The sequence below is a fragment of the Chryseobacterium herbae genome (assembly GCF_025154075.1).
GTDB classification, from domain to species: Bacteria; Bacteroidota; Bacteroidia; order Flavobacteriales; family Weeksellaceae; genus Chryseobacterium; species Chryseobacterium herbae.
This window is the reverse complement of sequence record NZ_JAOAMU010000002.1, coordinates 118,231-142,438: the sequence shown is the minus strand read 5'-3', so window position 1 is coordinate 142,438 and position 24,208 is coordinate 118,231. Positions and strand designations below refer to the sequence as shown.

The 24,208-nt window shown below is 36.6% G+C and carries 23 protein-coding genes and 1 tRNA gene; 9 read left to right on the top strand and 15 right to left on the bottom strand.

Translation table 11 applies throughout. From position 1 onward, the window contains the following. The first annotated feature begins 123 nt into the window (after positions 1–123). Together N0B48_RS06835 and N0B48_RS06830 are read left to right on the top strand one after the other, a co-directional pair. Positions 124–1,008 (top strand): tetratricopeptide repeat protein, encoded by an 885-nt coding sequence (locus N0B48_RS06835; protein WP_259837767.1) that lies wholly within the window; start codon positions 124–126, stop codon positions 1,006–1,008. Positions 1,009–1,137: 129 nt separating this feature from the next. Beyond that, positions 1,138–1,210 (top strand) — tRNA-Phe (locus N0B48_RS06830). A 157-nt stretch (positions 1,211–1,367) separates the two neighbouring features. Here N0B48_RS06830 and N0B48_RS06825 read toward each other — a convergent pair. From N0B48_RS06825 to N0B48_RS06775, 11 genes are all read right to left on the bottom strand, one after another. Next, positions 1,368–2,342 (bottom strand): hypothetical protein, encoded by a 975-nt coding sequence (locus tag N0B48_RS06825; protein WP_259837765.1) that lies wholly within the window; start codon positions 2,340–2,342, stop codon positions 1,368–1,370. After that, positions 2,335–3,927 carry a hypothetical protein gene (locus tag N0B48_RS06820; RefSeq protein WP_259837763.1) on the bottom strand — a complete coding sequence of 531 codons (1,593 nt, stop codon included), beginning with the start codon at positions 3,925–3,927 and terminating at the stop codon, positions 2,335–2,337. The genes N0B48_RS06825 and N0B48_RS06820 overlap by 8 nt, the downstream gene beginning before the upstream one ends. Positions 3,928–4,064: 137 nt before the next feature. Next, positions 4,065–4,934, bottom strand: a complete 870-nt coding sequence (locus tag N0B48_RS06815) for a hypothetical protein (RefSeq protein WP_259837761.1) — start codon at positions 4,932–4,934, stop codon at positions 4,065–4,067. 25 nt (positions 4,935–4,959) lie between these two features. Further along, a complete protein-coding gene (locus tag N0B48_RS06810; protein WP_259837760.1) occupies positions 4,960–5,571 on the bottom strand; it encodes a hypothetical protein in 612 nt (203 codons plus the stop codon). After that, positions 5,556–7,058, bottom strand: coding sequence for a hypothetical protein (locus tag N0B48_RS06805; RefSeq protein ID WP_259837759.1), 1,503 nt, complete (start codon positions 7,056–7,058; stop codon positions 5,556–5,558). The genes N0B48_RS06810 and N0B48_RS06805 overlap by 16 nt, the downstream gene beginning before the upstream one ends. A gap of 20 nt (positions 7,059–7,078) precedes the next feature. After that, a complete protein-coding gene (locus N0B48_RS06800) occupies positions 7,079–7,654 on the bottom strand; it encodes a hypothetical protein (RefSeq protein WP_259837758.1) in 576 nt (191 codons plus the stop codon). Then, complete coding sequence (locus N0B48_RS06795; protein ID WP_259837757.1) at positions 7,635–9,308, bottom strand: PAAR-like protein; 1,674 nt, start codon at positions 9,306–9,308, stop codon at positions 7,635–7,637. The genes N0B48_RS06800 and N0B48_RS06795 overlap by 20 nt, the downstream gene beginning before the upstream one ends. Positions 9,309–9,400: 92 nt before the next feature. Then, positions 9,401–11,284 (bottom strand): type VI secretion system Vgr family protein, encoded by a 1,884-nt coding sequence (locus tag N0B48_RS06790; RefSeq protein WP_259837756.1) that lies wholly within the window; start codon positions 11,282–11,284, stop codon positions 9,401–9,403. 347 nt (positions 11,285–11,631) lie between these two features. Next, positions 11,632–12,300: a hypothetical protein gene (locus N0B48_RS06785; protein WP_259837755.1), complete on the bottom strand. Its 669-nt coding sequence runs from the start codon at positions 12,298–12,300 to the stop codon at positions 11,632–11,634. 10 nt (positions 12,301–12,310) lie between these two features. Then, positions 12,311–13,330, bottom strand: a complete 1,020-nt coding sequence (locus N0B48_RS06780; RefSeq protein WP_259837754.1) for an alpha/beta hydrolase — start codon at positions 13,328–13,330, stop codon at positions 12,311–12,313. Positions 13,331–13,487: 157 nt separating this feature from the next. Next, positions 13,488–14,609, bottom strand: coding sequence for a helix-turn-helix domain-containing protein (locus N0B48_RS06775; RefSeq protein WP_259837753.1), 1,122 nt, complete (start codon positions 14,607–14,609; stop codon positions 13,488–13,490). Positions 14,610–15,020: 411 nt separating this feature from the next. Between N0B48_RS06775 and N0B48_RS06770 the strand changes: the two genes are divergently transcribed. The 5 genes from N0B48_RS06770 (at position 15,021) to N0B48_RS06750 (ending at position 18,549) form a co-directional block, all read left to right on the top strand. Then, a complete protein-coding gene (locus N0B48_RS06770; protein WP_259837752.1) occupies positions 15,021–15,605 on the top strand; it encodes a Crp/Fnr family transcriptional regulator in 585 nt (194 codons plus the stop codon). Positions 15,606–15,671: 66 nt separating this feature from the next. After that, positions 15,672–16,367: an alpha/beta hydrolase gene (locus tag N0B48_RS06765; RefSeq protein ID WP_259837750.1), complete on the top strand. Its 696-nt coding sequence runs from the start codon at positions 15,672–15,674 to the stop codon at positions 16,365–16,367. 172 nt (positions 16,368–16,539) lie between these two features. After that, positions 16,540–17,715 (top strand): thioredoxin family protein, encoded by a 1,176-nt coding sequence (locus tag N0B48_RS06760; RefSeq protein WP_259837748.1) that lies wholly within the window; start codon positions 16,540–16,542, stop codon positions 17,713–17,715. Continuing rightward, on the top strand, positions 17,715–18,338 hold the full coding sequence (locus N0B48_RS06755) for a DUF3575 domain-containing protein (RefSeq protein WP_259837746.1): 624 nt from the start codon (positions 17,715–17,717) through the stop codon (positions 18,336–18,338). The genes N0B48_RS06760 and N0B48_RS06755 overlap by 1 nt, the downstream gene beginning before the upstream one ends. A 4-nt stretch (positions 18,339–18,342) precedes the next feature. After that, positions 18,343–18,549, top strand: a complete 207-nt coding sequence (locus N0B48_RS06750; protein WP_072921985.1) for a hypothetical protein — start codon at positions 18,343–18,345, stop codon at positions 18,547–18,549. 109 nt (positions 18,550–18,658) lie between these two features. Here N0B48_RS06750 and N0B48_RS06745 read toward each other — a convergent pair whose 3' ends face one another. Then, on the bottom strand, positions 18,659–19,855 hold the full coding sequence (locus N0B48_RS06745) for an exo-beta-N-acetylmuramidase NamZ family protein (RefSeq protein WP_259837743.1): 1,197 nt from the start codon (positions 19,853–19,855) through the stop codon (positions 18,659–18,661). 4 nt (positions 19,856–19,859) lie between these two features. Here N0B48_RS06745 and N0B48_RS06740 point away from each other — a divergent pair, with 4 nt between their 5' ends. Then, positions 19,860–21,089 (top strand): ABC transporter permease, encoded by a 1,230-nt coding sequence (locus N0B48_RS06740; RefSeq protein ID WP_259837741.1) that lies wholly within the window; start codon positions 19,860–19,862, stop codon positions 21,087–21,089. A gap of 237 nt (positions 21,090–21,326) precedes the next feature. Beyond that, complete coding sequence (locus tag N0B48_RS06735) at positions 21,327–22,310, top strand: PLP-dependent cysteine synthase family protein (RefSeq protein WP_259837739.1); 984 nt, start codon at positions 21,327–21,329, stop codon at positions 22,308–22,310. A gap of 63 nt (positions 22,311–22,373) precedes the next feature. Here N0B48_RS06735 and N0B48_RS06730 read toward each other — a convergent pair whose 3' ends face one another. Genes N0B48_RS06730 through N0B48_RS06720 form a run of 3 tightly spaced genes read right to left on the bottom strand, consistent with a single transcriptional unit; the run spans position 22,374 to position 24,169 of the window. Beyond that, complete coding sequence (locus tag N0B48_RS06730; protein WP_259837738.1) at positions 22,374–22,901, bottom strand: hypothetical protein; 528 nt, start codon at positions 22,899–22,901, stop codon at positions 22,374–22,376. Between the two features lie 44 nt (positions 22,902–22,945). After that, positions 22,946–23,248: a chaperone modulator CbpM gene (locus tag N0B48_RS06725; RefSeq protein WP_259837737.1), complete on the bottom strand. Its 303-nt coding sequence runs from the start codon at positions 23,246–23,248 to the stop codon at positions 22,946–22,948. A 3-nt stretch (positions 23,249–23,251) separates the two neighbouring features. Further along, positions 23,252–24,169: a DnaJ C-terminal domain-containing protein gene (locus tag N0B48_RS06720; RefSeq protein ID WP_259837736.1), complete on the bottom strand. Its 918-nt coding sequence runs from the start codon at positions 24,167–24,169 to the stop codon at positions 23,252–23,254. Positions 24,170–24,208: the final 39 nt, after the last annotated feature.

Genomic DNA, 24,208 nt, shown 5'->3' with positions numbered 1-24,208 from the left:
CCATAAAAAAGTACACTAAGTTTTTTTGAAAATCAACGATTTTCATCTTTAACACATTCTGTTCTTCCGAATTTAAATATTTTCATAGATTTGACCTCACCAAACTATAATCAAATTCAAAATATGAACAAAAAGATTCACTTCCTGACTTTTCTTTTGCTGCTATTTGCCGTAAAAACATTTTCACAAGCCACTGACAATCCTGAACTTCAAAAAATGGCAGACGATGACCAGAATGCAAGAAAAACAAGCCCAATCAACTGGAAAGTCCTAAGCAAGGAAGACAGTCTGAGACGTGTCAGAATTTTTACGCTATTGAAGGAAGACAAAGTAAAGACCGCAAAAGACCATTTTAACTCCGGTATCGTCTTCCAGCATGGCGGAGATACCATTTCTTCCGGAATGGCGGTCAAAAGCTTTGAAAAGGCACTGAAAATGGATCCTAGTCTGGACAGATGGTGGTATGCCGCCGCCGCAGACAGAGATCTTATGTACAGAAAAAAGCCCCAGATCTACGGAACACAGTTTATCAAAGATAAAACCACCAATGCCAAATGGGCCAGATACAAGATGGATCCTTCAAAAATCACCGATGAACAGAGGAAATATTACCGTGTAGAAACCCTAAAGGAACAGGAACAAAAAGAAAGGGAAATGAACCAGATATCTTTAAATGATGCATACGCTTCTGAAAAATCTGTTGACAAACTCATCACCCTTATCAATGCTGAATATAAAAAAGGAATACAGGCTGCATATAATGTCAGCGAAAACGGGATCAATAGTTTCGGTTACCAGCTGATTAGTGATAAAAAAACAGATGATGCTCTGAAAATTTTTAAATTAAATATTCAGCTTTATCCGAATGCCTGGAACACGTATGACAGCTATGGTGAAACGCTTTTACAAGTCGGACAAAAGAAGGAAGCTTTGGAAAATTATAAAAAATCATTAGAATTGAATCCTGAAAATGAAAATGCAAAGAAAATTTTAAGTGAATCCAAATAACTGATGACCAAAGTATTAAAATATAAAACCGCTCTACTTAAGGCGGTTTTTTAAAATAAATAATAAAAAAAGTTGCGTGGTATTGGAAAATATTATACTTTTGCACCCACGTTAAACAACAAAACAATTGGTTTCTTAGCTCAGTTGGTAGAGCAATGGATTGAAAATCCATGTGTCCCTGGTTCGATTCCTGGAGAAACCACTTCATTTGAGAGTAAAATCTCTTCAAGCCCCTATTTAAGGGGCTTTTTCATTGTCTATAGCTGATAGTTTGTCGTATTTCTGGATAGTCTTTCCCAAAATTAATTTCCCGTATGATTTAGGTAAATTCCCTTGCTTTATATCAACTAGTGAAATTCTCATTTTCCTAATATTCCTTCTTTATACATTTCAGTATAGATCAATTGTCCTTTTTTCCTTGTATTGAATAGAGGTTCGCCCGTTTCGTCATTATATTTTTGCAATAATTTATAAAATTTCCATGTTCCAACAGGTAACCCATTTTTATACTCCGCTTCCAGATAAGTGTATGGATCTGTAAATTCAGGATATTTTTGTAAATCTACAGAGCCATTTGCTTTGGATTCTATCCATTTTCCTTCTTTATGGTGATTTTTCACCATGCCCTGTTCTTCATCATTTTTATAAAGACCATCATGATCATAGTATCTGGCAAATTTTCCGGAGGGCAGAATCTGGTATTTCTGTAAAGATTTTAATTGAAAAGGATTTTCAGTCAACTCATAATCCTGCAGAGAAATGATGTAATTTTTATCGATATTAAATAGCGTATAGTTGGTAAATCCCATTTCTCCCTGATGATTAAGATAGATTCTCTTCATATCGATGAGCTTCCCGTCCTTGGTTGAAAGTAAATATATTTTTTCAATAAAAGGTTGGGCGTACTGAACGGTATTATAAACTGCCATAAAATATAGTGAATAGTCTTCGTAACACACAAAATGAGAGGCTATTTTAATTTGGTCATATTTTTCATTGACATTATTGCTGAATGGCAGAAAGACATCGTATTCTTCAGGAAGTAATACAAGATTTTTTTTGATTGATTTCTCAAATTGTAGTGCATTAAGTTCTTTCAGTTTATTTTCATCCTGTACAGCAGCCAGAATAGAATCAACGGTTTTTCGTTTTGAAATATCTGAATATCCAAATGGCAGCGTAATACAATCCGCTTTATTGGTGTTAAAAATAGGTGATCCTTTATCTGTTGAATGTGCTTCTGTTTTTATTGCCTTATTTTCTGTCTGAGCTTTACTGTAACAGGAGAAAAGGAAAAACAAACTGGTGAAAAAAGCTATATTAATTTTAAACATATATATCTGATATTTGAGCAAAACCGTGAATATGCAAATGGTTATTATGTCTTGGGGTGGCGGTATGGGTCGTGTGTGGTAAGCGTGTATTAGCATTGTCTGCTGTACTGGCATTTCCGGTATTGGAGAAGTTTTCTGACCGGCCTAATACAAATCCAAAATCAAAAAGAATATTTCGAAGAATGACCTCATTATCATAATCAAAATCCGCTGCCGTAAGAATTGTATTGGTCCCATTTTGCTGAGTTGTCAATAAATTCAAATCTCCCGCTGCTCCGTTCACATGTTCTATGCTAGGATAGCATGAGGCATCAGCATATGAAAACCCCTGAGATACGATATAATGATTGTGCCCTTCCTGTCTGAATTGCGCCAATGACCCTAAGAAACCGGCAAATAAATCCGGCTGAATGCTTCTTCTTCTGGTATGCTGAAATCCAAACCGGATTCTGACTCCATTCTGATTATAATTGAATGCCTCAAAAATCTGCGGTCCTACACCTGCATTCTCTAAAATATCCATATTGACCAGCTCGACATTTTCCTGTTGATTGGCATACCACTTGTCAGCTGTACCATCACCGAGGGTTCCATTAGAATAAATCAATAAACGACGAGCATCTATATGTTCTCCCGCAGCTATATTCGCCGTGTAATCTATTGTTTGTAAAAGAGTTCCTCTTTGGGCTACCGTTGGAATGGTATTGACTCTTGCTTTTCTTGTTACAGTTTCTTTAGTTCTGGCACAGATCCTGTGTTCATTATCATTTTGGTCATAATAAAAAAAGATAACTTCAGTAGAATGAGTATTTCGAACTTTTTGAATCCTTCTTCTCCTTTCCGGATTTGTACTAATCACTGCTAAAGTATTGTATGTATTACTGCCATGATGGATGGTATATATGTTTTTATTGACCACTCTTAGTCTCCCTGTATCATCATTTAAGAAAATACCGGCTCCATTTACTTCTTCCTGTCCATCTTTATAAGCACAGGGATTATTATCTGTTCTTTCTACTGCCACTTCTAAATTAATACTGGCATCTGCCAATCTTCTGGTCCATTCATCAAAAGTAGCTCTTGAATCAGGCCTTAGTTGTAGCTTAATAATAGCTTTATTGATATGGTCGCTTTGTAAATTAGTGTAATGTCCGTGGCTACCTTCCCTATTGTTAAGAGCGTCAAAATTTCCTACCTGTACAGTAAACAACCTCTGTGCCTCATATCGGTTAGGAGATACAAAACGCATTAATTGTAGGGTATCTGTATTTTCTGTCATGGTATTTGCTGAAGGTCTTATCACCGCATCGATACTCAAATTTGTCATATTACTGGTCTCTATGATCAGATACACCGTTTTTCCTAATATGGCATCGTATGGAATATTTTGATTCAGGTGATCCTGCTGCACATGAGCAGAATCAACTTTTGTGAAATTGACTCTTGTTCCATTGTCTGTTGTCGTTTTTTTGGCAAAATAAACGTCACTGATGCGCTGCAATGAGTCATCGGGAGTATCCGGAGCCAATGGCCCATTTAAAGTTTGTGTTTGCCCGGAATCTGTTATTGTAATACGTGTCGCCATTTTAAAATTTTTCTTTATTTAATACGGGAGTTTTTAATATTTCCTGACGAGGATGATTCGTGATTTTATTTTCTTTAAATAAGGCTCACGCCGCTAAATTTTTCATCTAATTGGTTCTGCAGCTCCATCCTATTTTCTTATAGTTCTTCATAGCTTATTTCTTTTATATGATAGATGATTTTCTTTTGGTAGTTTTCTCCCAGGGAAAATTCTATGGTCAGTTTATGCTCCAAAACTTCTTTAGTTTTAAAATCTGATAAGATCTGCCCTTTATATTTGTCCAGTTTTGGAAAATCTACTTCCCTGTTATAAGCTATTTCTTTTCTTTTCATTTCTCCATAAAACATCTCCCAGTTTTTATCTGAAGGAATATTTCCAACATACTGTAACAATAATAATTCATCATCACAACGCATGGCTTCCGGTTGTACACTCTCGTCTATATCTATTACGGTATTGGCCATAAAATTACGGTAGCGTACGCTATGCTTTGTCTTATCGTCCTGCGCATACCTTCCATAAAATTTATGGAGGATCATTCCAAAATGATTATTTTTTAAAAAATCTTTACACACTACATTTTCCTTTTGATAAAATGCTTTTAAAAACGTGTAAGAATCTTCTGCGTGTTTACCAACATAGGATCGGGAGAGCTTTTCTACCGTTTTTTCTGCTCTATGCTGAAGAACTGACAATCCCTGTACGTTTTTCAAACGACCATATTCGTCTGTTATGAGCACTACATTATCATTGATCTCTGCAATTCTGGCTAAAAAATCCTTTTCGGACAGTGACAGTTCTTTATCTCTATGAACTCTGTCAAAAATTTCGATATGGTATTCAAATCTTTCTTTTTCTAAAAGCTTCAGCGTAACATGAAAGTTTTTATTGAGTTCGCTTCTATGAGTTTCTCCATGGATGGTGGTATATTCATTATAGGAATAGCGATAAAATTTCTTTCCTTGGAAAAGGTTTAATTTAATATCTATGGGAAACACTGGCTCCATAATTTTTCACTCATTTTACAACTTACTATTGCCAATTAAACTTTGCATTTGTTTTCTTTTTTTCCAAACATTCTTCCACACTGTAATTGGAGGGACACAAAAAACAGTTCTTATCAGAATTTATAAAATACTGATTCAGATTAATTTCCCGATTTTGAAGATATACATTACCACCTTCTTTATCACATATTGAAATTGCAGGATAATCAACATAATCATTTTCAGCAATCTTATGATGATTGACAGAAGAACTGATTTTACTTATTTTAGTAATTACAATATTATTTTTATTTTTTCCAATCTTGAAAATGTATGAGGCAGAATTATAAATGCTATTATACTTGATCAGCAAACCGTCTTTCGACTGATCTGATAAAAGTTCATAGTCCTCCTGAAAAATGTTCTTACTATTAATAGTATTCAAAGAAACAGGGATCTTGAAGGTAAGATTCTTGTCAGCTACTTTCATCGTTTTTAAAGTGTAGCAACTGTCACATTTAAAATCAGTGACTTGGTTTAGAAGACCTACTTTTTTCTTATTCTGTAAAACCGGAATGTCGTTGCTCACTGACATACTCTGGCAGCTTTGCAGAGAATAAAAAAGGATGAAAAACAGGTATATTATTTGTTTACGCATTCTGTATCATATTTAAAAAATTCTCTGGTCCATTTGGTGTAATTCTTTCTTTCAGCTACATTGTTTTCTCCTCCATTAATAGCAATTGTTACCTTGGTAACATTAGCATCCTCTAATCCTTCATCCATCGCATTAATAGTCGCTGTTTTATAAATAGTGGAAAACCAGCCGGCAGAATTAAAAGCATGGAATAAATTTTCTGAAATGTTTTTAGCAAATGTTTTTAAATCTTCATAAAAGGCTTCATTCAGTCCTTTTTCCTTAGCTTTAGGTCTGTTTTTTGCACACTCGCCAACGCTTTCAAACCCCAACCTGAATTTCATATAAGTTTCTGAGTGAGTGGTAGTGTTAACATAGTCGTAATAGGCCAGATAATTATAATCATGAGTTATTTGTTTCATTCCTCTTCCCTGGAAATCTACACCACCTTTATAATTATCAGGTACAGAGTCTCTACTTTCGAATGTATAAGTAAAACTTATGGTTTCCAGATACATTTGACCTAAGAAATGAATTTTTCTTTTGCAGGTTAAAATTTTGAATTTCTTAAACATCGTATTCATCTCATCGGTAAATAGTTTTATTTTATCTCTATTTTCAGAGATCTTTCCGCTGGTAATACCAATAGCGATTATTTTTTCTTTGCCACTGTCAAAAAATGAATCTCTTTTTGATTTGTAATTTTGTTTATCCCTTAAATGGTAGATTAGTTCTATCATCTCATCAACGGTGATATCTCTGTTACAGTAGCATGGAGTTCCTGAAATCTCAAACCTTTCGCTGTCTTTATTTAAAAACTCATGTGTATCATCCGGAAATTTCACTACATCTTCTGTTCCTGTGACTTCACCTTTGAAATATAAAAAGGCGTTTGCCTTCTCCCTCTTAATAAATTTTTCTACCAATTTCTTTAAATCGTCATTACTCTTAGGCCTTAAAGTAATTTCTTTAGCATAAACCATTGTTCCATTGATAGTGAATTCAATTTTGCTTTTCTCCTCCTCGCCCTCTAAAAACTTGACAGGATTTTCATAAACGTTTTCTGCATTTTGCAATTTGTTTTCATGGATCTCAACCGAGAGTTTTCCGCTGGTTCCCTGACAATCGACTACAACCCATACTTTCTTTTTAACGGTTGTTTTATCGATTTTTTCATAATCAAAAACGGGTTTACCCTCTTTCATTTCCTGTACTTCCTCTTCCCAGGTAATTTTCACCTCTTCTTTTGCTTTTAATTTTACAGAATCTTCTTTATCGGCCTCGATGTTCCTTCTTCCTTTTTTTTCAAACTTCTTTTTTACAGCAGATACCAGACCTCCGCTTTTCACAGGATAAGTTTCTTCTTTCTTTTCCCAACTCATTTTAGGAACTTGTTTAGCAAAATATATCTTCACCACATTCACTTCATGATCCACCTGGTGAGGCATATCATAAACCTTTTGATTGGGATTTGCAGAGTAATCTTTTTTTTCCGGTTCTTCACTCATAACTTTTTATTTTGAGCTCATTAGTAAAAATCATTTGACTTATTATATTTCGTTTCCAAGTCTTTAATAACTTTTAATTTTAATTTTGGAGGTAAGTCTTTTAATTTTGTCTTCAGATTATCATTTATTTTACATGTACTGTCTTCTCCACAATGGTATTTTATATGATACAGATATTTTTTATGGTTATACAATATAATGTAGGAGACTTTTGTATCATTATCCCAATTCCCGCAATACGTAAAGGGTATTAAGACTGCCTGATGCTTATTGATGTCGTAATTGGATATATTACTGGTCTTTAAATTAATTAAACCGGATTGTGCGTTTGGGTAATTGTAAACAATACTATCACTGTAATTTTTATTTTTAACAGTGGCGCTGATGATGGTTACAGCCCCATCAAATCTGTTTTTTTCAGCATTGCAGGGATTAATTACTTTTACGGTAAGTTTATTGGATACGGTTCCGTCTTTAAAATTCTTATTGACAATCAATGAATCCTGATAATAAATTTTCATACTATCAGGAACAGGCTTTTGCCCGCAAACAGGAATAAAGAAAAATAATATAAAACTAGTTACTAAGTTTTTCATCTTTTGTATAATAAATTGGTAATTCATCATCTTCCGTTTTTTTAGTATATTCTGTGGGATATATGGTAGAGGTTCTTTGTCCAAAAGTTCCCACACAAACTTTGTTTCCCTGATTTCCTCCCAGATAATATATTGTTTTACCGTCATTACTCTTTCCAACAGCCATACTGACGTGATGACCATTTAATAAAACGCATATCGACCCTAATAAAGGCTGATTACCCGCTATCAGTTTTCCCCATATGGGCTCACTGAATTCTTCTTTATCCAAACGTTTTTTATCTGTTGGGTTTTTCTTAATCCCTGCCCTGTATCTGGTTTTTTCATATCCATATGTATAGGCACCTGGATCTAATTGGGCAGAATATCCGCTGTTTGTTAAACACCAACCCACAAAGGATGCACACCAGGAACTATTATCGGTATTGGCGCAGGCCGTTGGTTTATTCTGTCGATTTACTGCATGATATTCATCTATTATTTTCTTACAATGCGTGGCTTCTGAAACGCCCAACTCCTGTTCTTCACGGGCCTTAACAATCCATGGCTGTTCAAAATATTTTATTTTAAAGTAGTTTCCATTTAAAAAGGTGTTTTTTAAGCTGCTGCTTCCTTCCGTACCCAGATATTCTATTTTGGGTTCATCAGAAGTCACTTCAATATATACCGATGCTTCTTTGTCAGGGCTTGCTGCTATGAGTTTTGCTAAATTAAATGATAGATCATCAGCCCGTTGATTGAGCATCAGCTTGACAACAGCTTTGTTTTTGAACTGAGCTGAATTTTCTATGGTGGGATCATTGGCAAAATTATCCACATCTATTTCAAATTCACTTTTTGCTTTTATATCCGCATATTTAGTGGGATTTGTAACTTTTTCTACATCCTTTAGATCAATTAAACTCAGCTCACCATCTACATCTGTTAAGACTTTATTTTTTCCGCTTTTAATCTTTACTTTTACTTTTTTGCCTGTAAGACCTTCAGTCTCAACAATTAAAGCAACCTGATAACTTAATCCACGTTCTGATATTTTTTCTGTAGCTATTTTCGTGGTCTCTATTTTCTTTTTTACAGAAACTTTCTTACCCAGTTTTTTGTTGTACACTTCCTCTTCCTTTTCAACAGGAGCACCTTTCTCTGAACTCCATTTAACAAAATAGGCGTCAATAATTTTAGGAGCTTCATCATTTTGAATCTCACTTTTTATACTTTCCACCTGTGGAATTGGTTTTGCAGCGGCAGCATTAAACTCAGGATCACAAGTGATAAAAGATTCTTTCACCAAAACCTTTTGTGCCTGTACAGTAGAAGTTCCAAGATTTTGCCAGGGACTTAATTTTATAACGCTCATACAGGGAGGAGGAGACATATTTCTTGCCGGCCATTTTGGGTGTCCGCAATTTCCTTTAAACTGAAGGTTTATCATATTGTTTCCATCGCCATCTGTTGCCCATAACTGATCCTGAAGCTTTATTTCGTTAGAGGTAACTTTTAGATCTCCAGCCGCCTGAGCATAGGGACAATTCAACTTTGCTCCATGCATCACCACTTCTCTTTTTTCTACAGGGGTATCCTCATTGGATTTTTTTTCCTTTTCTGCCCGTTTTTCAGAGAGTTTTTGATCATGCGCCGAAGTATTTTGATCTTCCATGTGTTAATAATTTGGATTTGATTCAATTGTTGAGATCGGAATCACATTCGTCGCCAACAAATGAAAATGTACTTTCATCACCTGTGATAAATTTAGCCTTTACTTACTTTAACATCTTTTCCTCCCTGGAATACGGCCAATGATGATCCTCTTAGTTTTAAATCGCCTTTAGATGTCTGTATATCGGCTTCTCCGGAAATACTTTTAAATGTATTACCTGTGCTTTCTGTTTGATCTTTCTTAACGGTAATGATTTTATTTTCAGATGTTTGGGTATATCTCTTTGTAATAGATTCAGTATGGTCATTTCCAATATGCATGGTGCTGTCCTTCCCAATCTTAGTAGTCATATTTCGTCCCACTGAAATGTGCATATCTTCCCCTGCTGTAAAAGTCATATTCTTCGGCGCAGTAACATTAATATTACCCTGACCATCCATAAAATATGTATTTCCACTAGGATCTTTTATGGTTACACTTTTATCTGCATCATTCATTAAAACCTTAATACCACTTCTCGTCTGTATAGATTTCAAATGATTGTTCACTCCTCCGCCCAGACCTACCTGCCCATGAAACATTCCACCCATTGCAAATGGAAAATCGGGGTTGTGGTATTCAAATCCCACCATGACCTGATCGCCAATCTCAGGAACAGCTACAAAACCTCTGTTTTGCGTTATGGCATCTGTTCCGCCTGCATCAGGGCTCATCATTCTGATAAAGTGGGTGGTATCATTTAACTGCCAGTCAAACCGGACCTGTATTCTGCCCTGATTCAATGGATCTACATTGGAGATCACGGTGGCCACCTGAGGCTCTGCTTTAGGCATTTCAAAATCAGGTTTTGGCATAAAACCGGTCCCTTCAGCGATGGCTTCAAAGCTTCCTGTATAATATCCTCTGGCATCCACTTCGTGACTCACCTCTGTAATCATAAGCGTTGTAAAATGCGAGGTGTCATTGCTGTCAGTCTTTCTCATGGCTAAATCTGCAACACAGCCGATATACAGAAACGGAACTGTTGTATGCCCCGAAACGGTGAAAACCTCTACCGCTTTGCTTCCCCTTGCACTCTTTTGGGAATCATCCACATCACGGAACATATTAGCATTGATAGGAGTAGGCGTCAATGACCGGGTTGTAAAAATAGTGTCATTCAGTTCATAAGCTTTGGAAGATAGTGCTCCTAAATGCTCTATACGATCATCAACGCCAACCATTTTAGTATGGCTGCTGCTGTTATAACCAAAGTATTCCGGTTTGGTGTGAACGGCTTTTAGCTCCACATTCACATCATTGACATTGCTTCCATATACCAGCAGGATAGGTTTTTCAGAAGTGGGGAGCTTTCCGAAATGAAGGATTTCACCGTCATAATAAAACTGTTCTCCGTAGGCTTCCGCAATCCGCGTAAGGTAATTGTAATGGGTTTCGTTGTATTGTGAACTGTAACTGATATAACTTTTGTTTTGGGTATCTATCCTGAAATCAAATTTGTTTGACCCTAATGTCTCATTGATAATTCGGTTGGCAATTATATTGGTATTCACCTCCTTATCTCCTCCGAAACTTTGGGTATGTGGAGCAGAATCCATCAGAATAGTGGGACTTTTTCCTTTTAAGACAATATTTCCCAGACTCATTTTTTCCTGGCTGAATGCCACTTTGGTAATGAGACCCACAAATGTTCTTTCGGGGCTTTCATTTTCAGCATCTTTATATCTAAAAACAACGGTGATTCTTTTTCCTAAAAACTTTTGGGCCTGTTCAAGGTTGTGATTTTGTGCTTCGCCTAAAGAGTCATAAGCTAATACCAGTTCGAAATCATGGTGCTTTCTTGCACTCTGTTGCAAACGAAAGTGCTTAAAGTGATTGACAGCCTTGCCCTCAACCACAATTTCCAGTTTTACCACACGGTTGATCCCCGAAATATGGTTTTCTGAAACTTTCTCAGAATTTGAGGTATTTTTCATAATATTTGGTGCGTTTTATTTGGTATTATGTCACCTAAGTTAGATAAAAAATAGACTACTTATTTTAAATTTTCATTAAATCTTTTAAATTGTAGTAAAACTACGATTGACTGATAATCAAGCTCAAAGTAGCTTTAGATTGATGATTTTAAAAATGAACCATGCTCAAATTCGACTAAGGCTCCGGATTAATAATTATCTATTGCAATTTCAGAGAAAGTCTTCGCATTCACTAACTGTTACACTTCCGGGTTATCTCATAAAAATGCCCACAAAATAAAGTCTGATATTTTGAATAAAAGCCATGTCCATCAATTTTTTCCCAGTTCTCCTTTTGTGAGTTTGTGCTATAGTTTATAATTGTATCCGATCTGAACGTAAAAAGGAAGCAAAGGTTTGGTTTTAAAATCCTGCGAAACCATATTACCGAATTTTAAATAGATATCCTGATTTCTGAAAGAATATCCTCCTTGGGCGCCGTAGTAAAAATTCCCACCCGTCGCCGGTTCGTACCATCCGTTTTTGACTTCAGGATAAATTTCTTTGTAATGCTCGGAATGCTTAAAATGAGTAACGATCGCTTTATCGAATCCCACTTCCACTCCACCAAACCATCTGGGTCTGTAATATCCTATGACTCCGGCCATATCCAGTCCGAAATTCGCTATGGCTGCATTTTCATTTTCAAACCGTCTGAAAACACCCTGAACTCTTGTGGAAAACTGAAAGTCGTGAACCTTGATCCATCTTACATTGGCTCCGGCCTTTGCTTTATAATCATCCAAAAGTGTATTCCCGGAAGGAATGGAAAATTCAGCACCGACCGTCATCGGAAACAGTTTATCATTCAGTTTATAGCTATAACCAAGACCGAAAACTACTCCGTATTCAGCTCCAATATTGGCATTGAGGATATGCTTTTCTTTGCCAGTATTCCCCCAATTGATGACCTGCGCATTTACAGTATTCAGCATCAATCCCAAAAAAAGGGCTGTTTTATATATCGTATTTTTCATTTGTGTTGTATTAAAGACCATTAATCATGTTAATTATTTTCGGTTTTGTCTGATTGCTCCAGGCAGTAGAATTAGTAACAATCCCGTCATGACCTACTCCTGATACTTTGACAACAGAAGGATTATGATAACTTGCCGTGATTTTTTGAGCCCAGGAATCCGGATAGGCTTTGTTTCTTTCACTGTAAAAGAACAACACAGGTCCGTTGTAATTTTGAATCCCTTGGGAAAAATCAATATTATATTGCTCACCGATATCAAAAAGCGCATCCATAATCACAGCACCGCTTCTCCAGCTCATACTGGAATCAAAATCTCCTTCTCCCGTAATATCATTTTTAGAGGCAAGCATTGACATTTTATAATCCAGGATCTCATGCTGATCTTCTTTTCCTGAAATAAACTGATCCATATAAGCTGCATCATTGAGAATCTCACTCCAAAGCTTGAACGATCTGGATTCTTTCACATAATCTTCGATATCATTCCATTTAAGTCCGCCTGGCTCGCATAAAATAAGTCCCTGAATATCGTCCGGATATTTCCCGGCGTATCCGGAAGCCAGTATCGCTCCCCAGGAATGCCCGAAAAGAACCACTTTCTGCCCGGGAGTTTTGCGGTAATGGGCAATGACCGCGTGCAATTCATTATAAATCAAATCCATTGCTCCCGCTCCCAGAGATGTATAAGACTTCTTGGAAAACCGCTGGGAAAGTCCTGAGCCTCTCTGATCATAAAATACTACACGGAAACCTTCCGCAGCGAGATCTTTTCCATTGAGAAGATACCGATAATCTCCTCCGGGACCGCCATGAAGTGCAATAACAATCGTCCCGTTTTCAGGGCCGAAAGCCTCGGAATGAAGCATCGCACCATTAGCATATATTGATGGGAGTGAAGAATCCTGATCCACTGTTTTGGGAACCAGATTTCCAGGGCCGTCAATGGTACGTCCATCGGTACAGGAAAATAATAAAGTAAAAATGGTGAAGGTTGCCAGAACGGCGTTCCTTTTCTTAAAAGCTGTCATACTTTAGGGTTTAAAATTATGATGCAAAGATTCATCATTCCCCACAGCCAATCGCCCCAACAGGAAAGTTGAGACACATTAAAACAACTATGTAAGATTTTGATTTAAAAATACTTATGAAACATGAAACCTTTCCCCTGAAAGTTGAAACCTGAGATCATGGAGTTTTCTGATACTCACTGGGAGTAACTCCCGTATATTTTTTGAAATTCCGGTTGAAAGATGTTTTGGAATTAAACCCGCATTCAAAAGCGATGGAAAGTAATGTATACTGCCTGCTTTCAGGTTTTGAAATCCTGTTTAAGAATTCCTCTATCCTTTTTTCATTGATCAGTTCATAGAAGTTTTTCCCTTCTTTAGAATTGATGACTTGTGAAAGATAATTCGGATGGATATTCAACATTGTGGAAAGTTCATTCAATGTAAGGTTGGGATTAATAAATGGTTTTTCATCATCCAGAAGATTCATTAACCTTAAGTGAATATCATCAATGTTTTCTTCTGTCAAGGTTGATTTCTGATATTTCTTTTCAACTAGAACCAGCGGTTCTTCTTCATTATTATTTTCAAAAATAAGGTCTGAATTTACAGGATTACCTGCTAAAACAGATGTCGACTGATTAAACACCTGAACCTGCTTGATCCCAAAATACCCCAGCCAAAGGATGAATATGGTTACTGCTCCATAAATAACATTCACCTGCTCAGTAAAAAGAACCAGTCCCCAGATCACTGCAATCCAAATAATCAGATACAGCAGCCACTTAAAATTGATTTTCTCCGTGTTGGAAAAGTGCTGAACCATATTTTTTCTGAATCGATACAGAGCCGAGAACGAAAGAACGACGTAAACAATCCCTGAAAGATAAATGGAATACAGTTTCAAAAACATTTCCGTCTTATATTCCCTTCCGTGATGTCCGAATATTTCCACGCGTTCTTCAAAGGGAGCCATGTAAAATGACAGAAATAAAAGATTACATACCAAAAGCGGCACAAAATGCAGCAGGTATTTCCACGAAAACGGGTCGGGAGAGGTCTGTCTTTTGATATAGAGGTATAAAAACGGACCATACACCAAGGGAAGTGAAAATCCAAAAAATATAAACGACGGATAGAGCGTATACTGATTGGTGAGAAGCATATAATGCCCTGCCAGATTCAGTCCGATTGCCAAAAGCCATGCTGACAGCAGAAAATCTGCAGTACTTTTATTTCTTTTGGTGATTAAAAGAAAAGCTAAAAAGAAGGCTAGAAAAACTCCGGACAGGAAAAGCATAGGAAAGCTTCAATATTTTATTAAGTGAAATATGATTAATAGTGTCACGGTAAAAATAGATATTATTTTAAAGCAAATTCATTCACAGGACATTTTAATGTGAATTGTCAATTTTGCTCCGCAAGTCAATAGTTAATGATCAACTACCAGTAAAATTCACCATTGACGATTTACCATTCACAAAAACTTTAATGTGAATTGTCAATTTTGCTTTGCAAGTCAATAGTCAATTGGAGGATGGACCGCAAGTAAAATTCACCATTGACAATTCACCATTGACCAATCACTCTATTATTTTCTATTAATTCATCCATTTATCCTGATTTTTATTTAGTTTTTAATAATTTAGTTCTGAAGTATGTTGGTTTTTATTAAAATCATTAAGCATATCATTACCCATGCCTTTACAATATGAAAAACATTCTGAACGAATATTCTAAATACGGCCCGCTGTTTCTGGTGGACGAAGAACACTATGAAGAATTCTGCAGCTATTTACGTGAAACTGTTTACAGAAAAACTGATTTTTTCCTGAAAGAAGGTGAAGAATGCCAGTATCTGGGCTTTCTCAAAACCGGTTTTATGAGAACATTCTATATTAATGAAGCCGGCGAGGATGTGAACTTCAATTTTCATTTTGACAATTATTTTTTCACAGATTATGAAAGCATCCTTTGTCATACCAGATCCAAAATGAATATCAAAGCGGTTAAAGATTCAGAAGTTCTGTTGCTGCATAAAGATGATCTTCAGAAGCTTTATAAAAAGGATGCGTACTGGCAGGAATTCGGAAGAAAAATGACAGAAGTGATTTATCTGAATGCGAAAAAAAGAATCGAAGAACTCCTCTATTATTCTCCTGAAAGACGGTATAACAATCTATTGACTGAAAATCCAAAAATCTTTCAATTGGTGGCCCAGAAGCACATTGCAAGTTATCTCGGAGTAAAACCTCAATCATTAAGCAGAATCCGAAACAGAACTTTAAAACGTTAACTAAAGTGAACATTTTTTAGAAAGTATACTCCTAAATTTGTGATACAAAATGTAAAGAATAAAAATATGGAAAACAAAAATGTAACAATCATTTTAGTTCACGGAGCTTGGGGAGACGGATCTCACTGGAGACACGTTATTGAAAATCTTCACAGCGAAGGCTACAAAGTACGAAGTGTTCAGAATCCATTGACTTCTATGGATGAGGATATTCAGAAAACAAAAGACCTGATTGATTTACAGGAAGGAAAAGTTCTTTTGGTAGGACATTCTTATGGTGGCGCTGTTATTTCAGGAGCCGGAAATCATGATAAAGTAGTAGGATTGGTTTATGTTGCTGCTTTTGCACCTGATAAAGGAGAAAGTTTAGGAGGCATCTTTGGACGTAGAGAACAGCCAGCTGGAGGAGCTAATATCGTTCCAGACGAAAAAGGATTTCTATGGATTAAATATGACAAATTCCATGAAAGTTTTGCTCAGGACCTAAATCCTGAAGACTCAGTGGTGATGTCTTTATCTCAAAAACCAATTCACGGAAGTATTTTCGCTGCTGAAGCCGGAGAACCCGCATGGAAAACAAAACCAAGCTGGTACCAGGTTTCTGACAATGACAGAATGATCCCACCTGCTACGGAACAGGAAATGGCAGAAAGAATGAACGCTAAGAAAATCATCCATCTTGATGCCAGTCATGCTTCATTGGCTACGCATCCAAAGGAAATCACAGAACTGATCAAAGAAGCGGTGGAAGCTGTTTCTTAATGAGCTTTTGATTTTAAAAGTAAGAAAATATAATAAACAGGTTTCGGCCTGTTTATTTTATTTTAAGGACATCCCGGCTGTCTTAAAATTCGTTAATATAGAGCCTTCGGACATAAAATCGTCGTCTACAATTTGGAAAATAACTATCTTCGCCTACAAATCTAATTTGAAAATGAAGAAGATCATCTCCGGGGTATTTGTTTTCTGCTCTGCCGTTATCATGGCTCAGGAAGCTATACAGTTTCAGGAATTACCGTTCAAAGACGTTATAGCAAAGGCAAAAAAAGAAAAAAAACTGGTTTTCGTCGATGCTTATACGACATGGTGCGGACCATGCAAGATGATGGAAAAGAACGTATTTACTAAAAAATCTGTCGGGGATTATTTCAATGCGAATTTTGTGAATGCCAGATTCGATATGGAGAAAGGCGAAGGAAGAGAAATAGCAGCCAAATATGGAGTCCGCTCCTATCCTACTTACCTTTTCCTGAATGGTGAAGGTGAGCTTGTTTCCCAAAACACCGGGTACATGGAGGAAAGTATGTTTGTCGCTATGGCTCAAGACATCAATTCACCAGGGAATTCAAAAGGTTCTTTAAAAGAGCGTTTTGCCAAAGGAGAAAAAGATCCTGAATTCCTTACCAATATTATGAAGCTGAACTCTTCTTCAGATTATGATTTTGCCAAAAAAGCTTCAGAGCGCTATTTCGAAAACAAAAAGAAAACGGAAGAAATTTCTAAAGAAGAAATAGGCCTTCTTTTATTCTTTGTAAAGTCTACGGAAGACAAAAACTACGGTACATTTACCTCCAGAAAAGCGAATATCATCAAATATTTACCCGAAGAAACCTATAACGAATTTGATAATCAACTTAAGCTTTCAAAAATCGTAGAGCAATCTATTGATGATAAAAATAAGAGAATCAACGAGGAGTATTTCTTGAAAACGGCTGAGCCATTAGTAGGAAAACAACTCGCTCAATCTAAACTAAACCAGACGAAACTCAGTTACTACGAGCAAAATGCCAATTTCCCTGAATTTGAAAAAGCGGCGTTGGAATATTACAAAAACTCCGATGCATTCGAACCTAATGAACTGCTTAGAGCGGCATGGGTATTCGGTGACCACATTAAAAATCCTGCATCATTAAAGAAAGCCTCAGAATGGGCTGAGAAATCAGTGATGCGTGGTGAAACGCCGGAAAACACTTATATTCTTGCAAAGCTTTATTTCCTAACCGGAAACAAGGAAATGGCCCAAAACTACGCTGAAATGTCCAAAAATATGGCTACTCAGACAGGTAAAGACTCCAAACTCGCAGAAGAATTACTGAAACAAATAAAATAATGCTGAAACACAAATTTCTTACGACGTCTATCGCACTCCTTTCTGTAGGAGCTTTAACCGCTCAGGAACAAGAACAGGAAAAAAGTCTGTACATTAAAGGAAACGCACTTTTGGCTCCGCTTGGAGTAATTAATGTAGGTGTGGAAAAACAAATAAGTCAGAAGTACACATTACAAGGTGACGTTTTGGTATCTCCATGGAAATCTTTTGCCGGACATGAACTTCAATATTATTCTCTTTCCTTGGAAGGAAGATACTATTTCAATGAAGCATTTAGCCGTTGGTATATAGGAGCCAACATCGCAGCTTCAGCATTTGTCCTTCAAAAATGGAATTACTGGAGTGATGCTCCTTATATAAATGACAAAGACGAAGTATTTGTTTCATCAAATTTATATCAAAAAGGAGTTTCATTGATCGTAGGTATTACAGGTGGTTACCAGTTTAAAGTATCAGACCGATGGAATATTGATGTTTATGCAACAGTAGGCACATCCCAAGATTTCTATAAAGGATATGACAAAACTACCGGGCAACGTTACGAATCGGCTCAGAAATTTAACAAAAGTGGAGAGTTTTTGCCATACAGAGGTGGTGTGATGATCTCTTATAAACTAAAATAACAGCATGAAACTGTTCGGAAAAAATCATATTATCATTTCAGTGATCACTTTTGTGATCCTTTTTTTAATGAACTACATCGGAAATGATCTGCCTGACAAGCTTGAAAGAGCGCTGATGACAGCTTTTGCCGGGGTTATAGGATTATCTCTGGGGCTTTTCATTCTTAATAAAGGTAAGAACGATAAGAATCCTCCACAGAATTTCGACTGATCAAAAAGTGAATTGCTAATTGTGAATTTGGCTTTGCCAGTGAATTTTTTATGAATTATAGATTCATTACTGACCGGCGAAGCCAAATTGACTATTGACTTTCAAAAAATTAGTCCTGATACATAACATACCTGGTACGAATCTTTTCAAATTTTTCCAGATCGCTTTTCCATGAAGTTCTGATCTCCTGGATAGATTTTCCGGCTATGATTTGTTTTCTGAACTCATCAGTCCCAGCCAGTTTATCAAAGAACAGGTTTTCAAGAAAGAATCCCTGTTGTGGGTTTTTATAGCTTTTATAAGATTTAATCAACCATTCAAGATTCAAGTCTCTCAGGTCTTTCGAATAAGCTGAAAGATCTTCGCCATAGCACAGTTTTCCATTTAAGAAAGGATCTTTTGCTCCAAAGTTAGGTTTTGGTGTAAACTGATAAGGCAATCCCTGCGTCCATGGAGACCCATAGATCTGAAACGGAAGATTTGTTCCTCTTCCAACAGAAACCTGAGTTCCCTCAAAGAAGCATAAACTGGGATATAAATTGATTGATTTATCGTTTGGCAGATTCGGCGAAGGTTTATCTAAAATCGAATAACGCTGTTTTTTGTGGTAATTTTTCATAGGGATCAGCGTATATTTTGCCTGAACTCCATTTTTCAGCCACTTTTCGCCATTCACCATTTTCCCATACTCTCCTATCGTTAATCCGTAGACTACAGGAACTTCGTGCATTCCTACGAAACTTGACCATTTCTTTTTTAAAACCGGTCCGTCTGTGTAGCCATCGTGTGGATTCGGACGGTCCAACACCATTATTTCAACATTGTTTTCGGCTCCGGCTTCCATTAAATAAGCCAAAGTTGAAATATAAGTATAGAATCTCACCCCCACATCCTGAATATCAAAAACTACAATATCAATTCCTTTTAACTGTTCAGGTTTCGGCTTTTTATTGTTTCCATATAAAGAAATAATCGGGATTCCTGTTTTGGTATCTACTCCGTTTTTCACTTTTTCTCCGGCATCTGCATCTCCTCTGAAGCCATGTTCGGGAGCGAATATCGCCTTGATTTTAATATTGTTTTTAACTAAAAAATCTACGACATGGTTTTTATCACTCATCAGCCCGGTTTGGTTCGTGACCACCCCGATTGTTTTATTTTTTAACAGGGGCAGATAAAGTTCGGATTGGTCGGCTCCTGTTTTAAAATCCGGTTTTACTTGAACCTGAGAATAATATTGGTTGAATACTCCTAAAAAAATTAGGCAAATCAGAAGTAAATTTTTAATTTTGAAATCTAAATTCATAAGCTTGAAATTTCCTTTATATTTTTCTAGAAAAATAGCGTTTTCCAAAGATAACAAAAATAACCTTTCAAGAGTTATCATCTTCATCGGCAGGCTTTCTGTAGCTTTGGGGATCATTGTTTCTCTGATTACTGTATCTACAGGCTTCGGTTCAAAGAAAGCCATCAAAGAGAGACTGGCAGATTTCAGCGGACACATTACCGTACGGTCTACAAGATCCAATTCTTCTTACAACACCTCGGTTCTTGACAATCAGGGATTAAATATTCAAAAGATCAAAGAAATTCCGGATGTAGAAAGCGTTCAGAAATATGCTACGGTAACCGGAATTATGCGTAATGAGCACAATTTTTCAGGGATTATTTTCAAAGGAATCGGAAAGGATTTCGACAGCCTGAGATTCAAAAAATTTCTGGTAGCAGGAACCACTCCAAAAGTAACGGAGAAAGGATTTAATAACGATGTGACAGTTTCACAGAAGATCGCCAATGATCTTCACCTTAAAGTGAATGACAGCATTGTGACCGTATTTTCAAAGGCTGACCAGAAACCGATTTACCGTAAATTCAAAATTATAGGAATCTATAAAACGGACATCAAGATGATTGATGAACAGTTCGTTATCGGTGGAATCAATCATGTAAGAAAAATTCAGGAAATGAAGCCGGACGAAATAGGCGGCATCGATATATTCTTTAAAAACGTCAATGACATCGACAAAGATTTCCCGGAAATTGAAAAACTGATTGGCTATAAAAACTATGCTGAAAAAGCAACGGAAAAATTTCCCCAAATCAATGACTGGATAAGCATCTTTGACACCAATATCGCCCTGATCATCATTATTATGCTGATCGTGGTGGTCATCAATATTATTATGGTGCTTCTTATTTTGATCATCGAAAGGACCAATTCAATCGGGCTTCTAAAAACCCTTGGAGCCAGCAATTCACAGATACGAGCGACTTTCATCAACTATACCCTGATCATTATGATCCCGGGACTTCTGTACGGAAATGCCATCGGTCTAGGCCTTATCTTACTTCAGAAATTCTTCGGTATTATTAAACTTAATCCTGAAAACTACTACGTAAGTACGGTTCCGGTGGATTTAAATCCGGTCGCCATTATTTCTATTTCAGTAGGGATTCTTATTATTTCCGGGCTGGCTCTGATTATTCCGAGTTACCTGATTAGTAAGATTTCTCCGGTGAAGGCGATTAAGTACAACTAGGAAGAATGATGAGTTGTCAATGGTCAATTGTGAATAGTCAATGATGAATGACAGTAATTAATTTTATTGTCGTTAAAAAATTCACTATTGACTTTTCACCATTCACAATGATATTCAAAAGGATCTTCGTTAACAAAATTCACCATTAACCTTTCACCATTGACTTTATCAATCATAATCTTTAATTTACGCAACTAAATTTTAAAGCATTATCTTTGCACCGCTTATAAAACATTTATGAAATACGCAAAAAATATTCTTGAAACGATAGGGAATACACCTCTTGTAAAACTTAACAAAGTATTAGGAGAAGACTTTCCTGCCTTAGTTTTAGCCAAAGTAGAGACATTCAACCCAGGAAATTCTGTAAAGGACAGAATGGCTCTTAAAATGATAGAAGATGCCGAAAAAGACGGCAGATTAAAGCCCGGAGGGACCATTATTGAGGGAACTTCAGGAAATACGGGAATGGGACTGGCGCTTGCAGCCATCATCAAAGGCTACAAATGTATTTTTGTAACCAATTCCAAGCAGTCTAAGGAGAAATGTGATATCCTTCGTGCTGTAGGAGCAGAAGTTATTGTCTGCCCTACCGATGTGAAGCCTACAGATCCGCGTTCTTATTATTCAGTGTCTAAAAGACTGGCTAAGGAAACGGAAAACGGATGGTATGTGAACCAATATGACAACTTATCCAACAGAACTGCCCACTACGAATCTACAGCTCCTGAAATATGGGAACAGACGGAAGGAAAGCTTACCCATTTCGTGGCAGGTGCCGGAACAGGTGGTACAGTGACAGGTTGCGGAACATTCTTCAAGGAGAGAAATCCAAATATTAAAGTAATCGGTGTTGATACGTATGGTTCTATTCTGAAGGAATTCCATGAAACGGGTGAACTTCATTATGATCATGCCTATACATACATTACGGAAGGCATCGGGGAAGATATTATTCCTGAAAACTACGATATGTCTGTTATTGATCATTTCGAAAAAGTAACGGATAAAGATGGTGCTATCTATGCAAGAAAACTGGCTAAGGAAGAGGGAATTTTCTGTGGATATTCTGCAGGAAGTGCGATCGCTTCTCTGATCCAGATGAAAGACCAGTTCACGAAAGATGATGTGATCGTAGTTCTTTTTCATGACCACGGTTCAAGATATGTGGGAAAAATCTACAATGATGAGTGGATGAAAGAAATGGGTTGGTTAGATTAATCAAAACGAAAAGGTAAATTTCTTTTATATAAATAGAAAATCAGAGCAATTGCTCTGATTTTTTTATTGTTTGATATTTTTCTTTGCTACCTGTTTGAGCGTATCGTAATCTGCTTTACTCATGGATTTCTTTGGAAACATATAATTGAACTTTCCTTCTAAAGAAAGAAATTCATCATTGACGTCAAAGTACTTAAAATCTTCCCATTTACTCAACTCTTCCTGATGATTAAGATTCACATTAAAAATTTCATCATTAAATCTGATCTCATAAATTTCAGAATCCTCCAGAGACTTTAAATACCTGTTCACTTCTTTTTTCCAACGGGAAACTTTATTGATGCTCAAAGAAAGATACACCGTACACAGCAGAAATAAAAAGCTGACAAAATAAAGGATCCCAAACTTTTCTTTGCTTAGATCCCCTTTAAAAAAGAATAAAATCAATAGAATTAATCCTACAACTACAGTAGTAACCGTTTTTCCTTTGGTTGTCTGTGAAAAAAATAAACTTCCCTGGTTACCACTGAAATAAATTTCTTCAAAATCCTTTCTGTTTACATTTAATTTAATGACTTTCTCTCCATTCATTTTTTAGAAATATTTAGTTTGTTTTAAAGATGTACAAAACTAAATTAAATATCTTCATATTGATCATTTATTGCAGAAAGTTTATTCATCAGATCACGGTTTCTGCGTTTTAAATCCTCCATTTTCCGGAGCATATCACTGATGACTTCCAACCCGGGAAGATTGATTTCCAGATCGTAATGCCAGTTGGTAAATCTTTCGAAAACAGGCAGATCTTCGTATAATAAATACCGGATTTCATTCTCCATTTCTACGTTCAGTAAACCAACGTCCACCAGTTCATCAAAAAAAGTGATCTCTATATTGTATATTTTTACGAGTTCTTCTCGCGATATTCTTTCACTCATGGCTTAGGAATTTTTAAGTTGTTCAAAAAGTTCTTTCTGCTGGTCTGTAAGATCCGTTGGCAGCTTTACCTCATAAGTCACGAAAAGATCTCCAGACTGTCCCTCTTTTTTATACACCGGAAAGCCTTTTCCTTTTAACCTCACCGTTGTTCCACTCTGTGTTTCAGGTTTTACTTTAAGGTTAACACTTCCGTCCAATGTATTCACTTTTACGTCGCCTCCTAAAAGTGCAGTATACAGATCAATGGACACTTTCGTTTTCAGATCATCCCCGATTCTTTCAAAATCAGGATCTACCGGAATGTTGAATGTGATGTACAGATCTCCATTGGGGCCTCCATTAAATCCGGGGCTTCCATGACCTTTCAGTTTGATCTGCTGGCCATCGTATACACCCGCAGGAATCGTAATTCTCACTTTCTTACCATTGATCTCAAAAGTCTGCGGATGAGTCTGCGCAGCATTTTTCAAGTTTAGATTCAGTTCAGCATTGACATCCTGCCCTTTGAATTTCCCGGAAGAACTTCCTCTTGAATTCTTTCCAAAACCGCTACCTGCACCACCAAACATACCCTGGAAAAAATCTGAAAAATCTTCACCTTCGCCAAAATCCGCACCGGAAAATCCGCCACCACCGCCGTAATTCTGCTGCTGGTACTGCTTTTGCTGTTGTTGAGCCTTTTCATATTCTTCACCATGTTTCCAGTTTTCTCCGTATTTGTCGTACTTGGCACGGTTTTCTGGATTACTGAGCACTTCATTGGCTTCATTCAGCTCCTTGAATTTTTTCTCGGATTCTTTGTCGTCCGGATTGAGATCAGGATGAAGCTTTCTCGCCATTTTTCGGTAAGATTTTTTGATGTCATCCTGTGTTGCGCTTTTATCTACGCCTAAAATTTTATAGTAATCTATATAAGCCATAGAAACGATATTTACTCAAATTTATGAAATTTGCGCCTG